The organism is Paenibacillus rubinfantis, from assembly GCF_001486505.1.
GTDB lineage: Bacteria > Bacillota > Bacilli > Paenibacillales > Paenibacillaceae > Fontibacillus > Fontibacillus rubinfantis.
Map to the genome: position 1 here is coordinate 536,883 of NZ_LN909063.1, position 4,980 is coordinate 541,862.

Consider the following 4,980-nt stretch of genomic DNA (forward strand, 5'->3'; position numbering starts at 1 on the left):
GCCGCGGCCGAGGCGATCCTCGCCCGCACGCAGGGGCGAGCGCATCCGCTGCTGGCGGCCTACCGGCGCAGCGTGCTGCCGGGCCTGGAAGCACGGCTGCGGGCAGGCCGCCTCAAAATGACGGCTTGGACGGAGACGCTGCGCACCGAATATATCGAAGGGGAGGCCCTCGAAATTGCTTCGGGCCTCCCCTTGGAGTGGTGCGCGTTTAATATGAACAAGCCGGAGGATTACGAGCAGGCCCGAATTCGGCTGGAATCGGGCCGCTGGAAGGACTAACCGCCGATCTGAGACATCCGGCGGGTCGTCGGCGTATGGCTTTGGTGCTTCTGCTCCAAAGCCAGCGCCATTTCGTGGTTCTTTGGCTTGGCTCCGAGCGCCTTCAGGAACAGGGAGCGAATGCCTTCAGTATCGCCGGCTGCAGCAAACGGTCGCACATGCAGCTCATCGGACCAATACAAGCAAGCCTTGATATGACCGTCGGCGGTCAGGCGCAGCCGATTGCAGTTGTCGCAGAAATGTTCGCTGACCGGATGGATTAATCCAAACGTTCCGGCTGCGCCCTTTATGCGACGACTTTCAGCAGGACCGTTGCCGCGAGGGCCCTCGACTGCCTCCACCTCCCAGCCCGCTTCACGGCACACGTCTTCGACGGCCGTCAGGGGCAGGTAGGTTTTGCGCCAGGAATCGCTGGCACTGCCGATCGGCATGTATTCGATGAAGCGCACATGCAGCGGCCGTTCCATCGTTAACGCGAGAAAATCGCGAATTTCATCCTCGTTGATTCCCTTCATCAGGACCACGTTGAGCTTAATCGGCTCGAAGCCGACATCAACGGCGGCCTGAATCCCTTCCAGGACCTTCTCTACCTCGCCGCCACGGGTAATCATGGCAAAGCGGTCTTGCCGCAACGAATCCAGACTGATGTTCACCCGCTTTAAGCCCGCTTGCTTCAGCAGCTCCGCTTTTTTGGCCAGAAACATGCCGTTTGTCGTTAATGCGATATCTTCAATGCCCGGAATGTCGGAGAGCATGGCAATGAGTTGTTCCAAATCCTTACGCACCAGCGGTTCACCGCCGGTCAGCCGGATTTTGCGGAGGCCCATCGGAGCAAGAGCGGATACCGTCTCAGCGATCTCTTCGTAGCTCATGATTTCCTCATGCGGCTGAAAAACCATTCCCTCGGCAGGCATGCAGTAAACGCAGCGCAAATTGCACCGGTCGGTGACGGAGATGCGCAGGTAATCGTGCTTTCGCCCAAAAGGGTCAAGCAGCTGCTCCATGTGTATGCCTCCTTTCGTACTAAGTGCTTCAAATTTTATATATATTCATACTGAACGTCAATGCGTTGACACACACTGTTCAAGTATATTCTGTGGCGGACATAGATACAATGGAACTAGAGAACAATGTAAAAAAGATCACATTAAAGCGCTTACATTGGGAGTATAATACAAGTAAGCGATACGTGATCCCCCTTAATCATGTGTCGGTATATGCACTCTAGATGATTTCCGACACGTTTAAGGAAGTCATCTTTTTTTTCGCATGATCGCGAATAGGGATCATAGAAATCATAGAAGGAACACATACAGGGAGATGAATTCAGATGGCTATGCTGTTCAAACCTTTGGTCTACACGCAGGAGCAGGTTCAGTGGCTGGAAACTCGTGGGATGGTCTATCAGTTATTGATGGATTTTCTGAGCCGTCCGCCGCGGATGTCCTTAATCGCTCAGTGGCGCCGCAAGGTGGAACGGAACCCGAAAGCGGGGATCAGCAAGGGAGGCCGAAGGCTGATGGCCTATCTGGAAAGCATTCCCGAAGAAGGATTCCGCAGCGTATGCCATCAAGAAGCGAAGGAGTACGAGCGCCTGTTTTCGGGCCGCGAGGCGATCATCCCGTCCTGCGAGAGTTTGTTCCGCAGCCGTCGAGAAGGTGCCGGGGCGATGGCGTGCAGCTCCGAAGTCCGCAAGCTATATATGGATAACGCGGTGGTGTTTAATAAATTAAACGGGGAGCGCGACGACCATATCGCGTTGGAGCTGGAGTTTATGGCAGTGCTGGCCGAAGGTATGCTGGCCAAAGCCAACCTGCAGCAAAGCTGCCTGGCGCTGGCGGACGCACAGATTCACTTCCTGGAGTCGCATTTGCTGAAGTGGGCGCAGCCGTTTGCCCAAGAGTTACTGCAGGCCACAAAGAGTCCGCTCTTTACCGGATTGGCCGAAATGATGGATGAATTTCTGGTTAGCGATTTGCAGCAGCTTCGCGCTTGGCGTGAGAGCCAGCCGCCCGCGATAGGATAGAGAAGTAAAAAGGACCTCAGCTCCGCAGAGATGCGGGTTGAGGTCCTTTTTGCTGGCCGTTAGGAATTCTAACGCTTACCAAGAGGCTTATTTGGCCGAAAATCACCGTGTTGAGATTCTAACGCTTGGGACAGCGCTTATTAGCTAATTTCTTGGTCGAAAACGGTTGTTTTGACCGAAATAGAGTGGCTCATCGGCGTTAGAATCTCTAGCCCGGCGGATTTGCCCAAATAACGTTCATCATCAGCGTTACAGCCTGAATAGGGTGCAGCGATTAATCCAATTCCTTAGCCAAGTCGCGGCGGCGGAACTTCATCAGGAATTCGTATACGATCGGCACGATGACCAGCGTGAGCAACGTCGAGCTGATCAAGCCGCCGATGACGGTGATGCCAAGGCCACGCGAGATGATCCCGGCGCTGTGCTCCCAACCGAAGACCAACGGCAGCAGTGCGCCGATCGTGGCCAGGGCGGTCATCAGAATCGGGCGAAGCCGAGTTGTACCCGCTTCGAGCAAAGCTTCGCGGGTCGACAACCCTTCGCGTTCCTTATGGATCACGCGGTCAATCAACACGATGGCGTTGGTAACGACGATCCCGATCAACATCAGCACGCCCATCAATGCTGAGACGTTCAGCGTCTCTCCGCCGATCAGTAGTCCCACCATCGCACCGATAACGATGAACGGCAGGGAGAACAGGATCGTAAACGGAGCCAGGCCGCCGCCGAAGGTGACGACAAGGACGAAGTAGACGATGGCGATCGCCGCCAACATCGCGATGCCGAGCTGGCCGAACGTATCGTTGATCTGTTCGGTTACGCCGCCGAATTTAACGGTGACGCCGTCCGGCAGATCCAGCTTGTCGATTTTCTCCTGCAGGCTGGACGAAGCTTTTTGCACGTCGGTGGACGTGATTTTGGCGCTCACTTCAACAACCATCTTCCCGTCGATCCGCATGATCGAGTCCGGGGAGGTGCCTTTTTCAACCTTCGCCACGTCCTTGATCGGGACCTGAATGCCCAGCGGCGAAGTTAGCGTTGCGTTTTCGATCTCGGTAATGCTGCTGTAAGTTTCGCTGTCGGCCTCGATATACACATTGTATTTCTTACCGTCAATGGCGACTTCCGTCAGCACCGGACGGTCCCGGACCGGACTTAGCTTCAAGGCCAATTGGCCCGGTGTCAGGCCGAGGGAGCTCAGCTTTTGTTGATCCGCAACCAAGGTGTATTGCTCATAGGTTTTGGACAAGCTGGTGTCGCCTTTTTCGAAGTTCTTCGTATCCTCTTGAATCAGGCTGAGGATTTGATCCGATACCGGCTTGATTTGCTCCAGCTCGTCACCAAACACGTTAATGCTAAGCGAGCCGCCGCCCAGACCACCGGTCATGAGTTCGGACATATCGCTCCATTCGCCCTTTGGAAGCTCGGTTCGCAAGCCTTCCATCAGCTTCTCTTTCACATCGCTGAAATGGGCGGTGTCCGGATCGTAAGCGATGTAGAACAAGGCCGAGTTGGAGGAGCCCATCCCCAGCGGGTTTTCGCCGCCGATGGAATACTGCATCCGGTCGACGCCCGGTTGATCCAGGATGTATTTCTCGATGCTGAGCATATTCTTCTCCACATCTTCCAACTGGGCTCCTGGTTCAGGAGAGTAGGTTGCCATTACATATTTATCTTCCTGCTCAGGCAGGAAGCTGACGCCGACCAGCGGGTACAGGAACAAGCTGCCGACCAGCAGCACGACCGCAAGCCCGAAGGTGATCAGCTTATGAGACAGCGACCATGCCAGGATGCTCCGATAACTGCGGGCGATGCCTCTTGGTTTCTCATCGTGGTTATGCTTCTTGCCAAGGCCTTTCCGGAACAACGTATGCGCCAGTGCCGGCACGAGGGTAATCGCAACCAGCAGCGAGGCCAACAGCGAGAAGACCATCGTCAAGGCAAACGGCTGGAACAATTCCCCGACCATCCCGCTGACAAAAGCAAGCGGCAGGAAGACAGCGATCGTAACGATCGTCGAGGACATGATCGGGACGAACATCTCCCGCGTCGCTTCGATGATCAGCTTGCTGCCCTTCAGCTTCTCGCCGGTCAGAGACAAGCGCCGGTAAATGTTCTCGATGACAACGATCGAGTCGTCGACGACGCGGCCAATGGCGACGGTCATGGCGCCCAACGTCATCATATTCAGCGTAATGTCCATCTGCTTTAATGCCAAAATGGCGATAAGCAGGGACAATGGAATCGAGATAATGGAAATGATCGTGGAACGAATGTTACGCAGGAAGATCAAAATGATCAACACGGCGAACAACGCACCAAACAGGGCTTTGGACAACATCGTGTTCACCGAGTCGGTGATCGGCTGCCCTTGGTCCAGCAGAACCGTGAAGTTGATATGGTCGTATTGCTTGCCAAGTTCTTTGGCGGCGTCTTTAACTTGGTTAACGACATCGACGGTATTGGCATCGTTGGACTTGACGATTTGAATACCGATCGATTCCTCCCCGTTGGTCCGGGAGATCGATTCCGCTTTGCCAATCGTTTCGATGTCGGCGATGTCGCCCAGCTTTACGGTCGGGATGCCAGTGGGCACAGCGCCCATAGCCCCGTTAGCCCCACCGCCGGTAGCTGCACCGCCGGCCGCACCCGCGCCGTCTGCACCGCCTGCAGGC

The 4,980-nt window shown here is 55.3% G+C and carries 4 protein-coding genes; 2 read left to right on the forward strand and 2 right to left on the reverse strand.

Annotated features, from left to right (window positions below):
* Positions 1-279: molybdenum cofactor guanylyltransferase (gene mobA, locus BN3277_RS25725; RefSeq protein WP_392396622.1), on the forward strand; the 279-nt coding region annotated here is incomplete at its 5' end.
* Here mobA and moaA read toward each other — a convergent pair.
* Positions 276-1,283 (reverse strand): GTP 3',8-cyclase MoaA, encoded by a 1,008-nt coding sequence (moaA, locus tag BN3277_RS07535; RefSeq protein WP_059041632.1) that lies wholly within the window; start codon positions 1,281-1,283, stop codon positions 276-278. The two genes, mobA and moaA, sit on opposite strands and share 4 nt — an antisense overlap.
* A gap of 326 nt (positions 1,284-1,609) precedes the next feature.
* On the opposite strand from moaA, the gene BN3277_RS07540 reads away from it, so the two are divergent.
* A complete protein-coding gene (locus BN3277_RS07540) occupies positions 1,610-2,305 on the forward strand; it encodes a TorD/DmsD family molecular chaperone (protein WP_059041633.1) in 696 nt (231 codons plus the stop codon).
* Between the two features lie 274 nt (positions 2,306-2,579).
* Here BN3277_RS07540 and BN3277_RS07545 read toward each other — a convergent pair.
* On the reverse strand, positions 2,580-4,980 hold a 2,401-nt coding region (locus tag BN3277_RS07545), incomplete at its 5' end, for an efflux RND transporter permease subunit (RefSeq protein ID WP_082691361.1).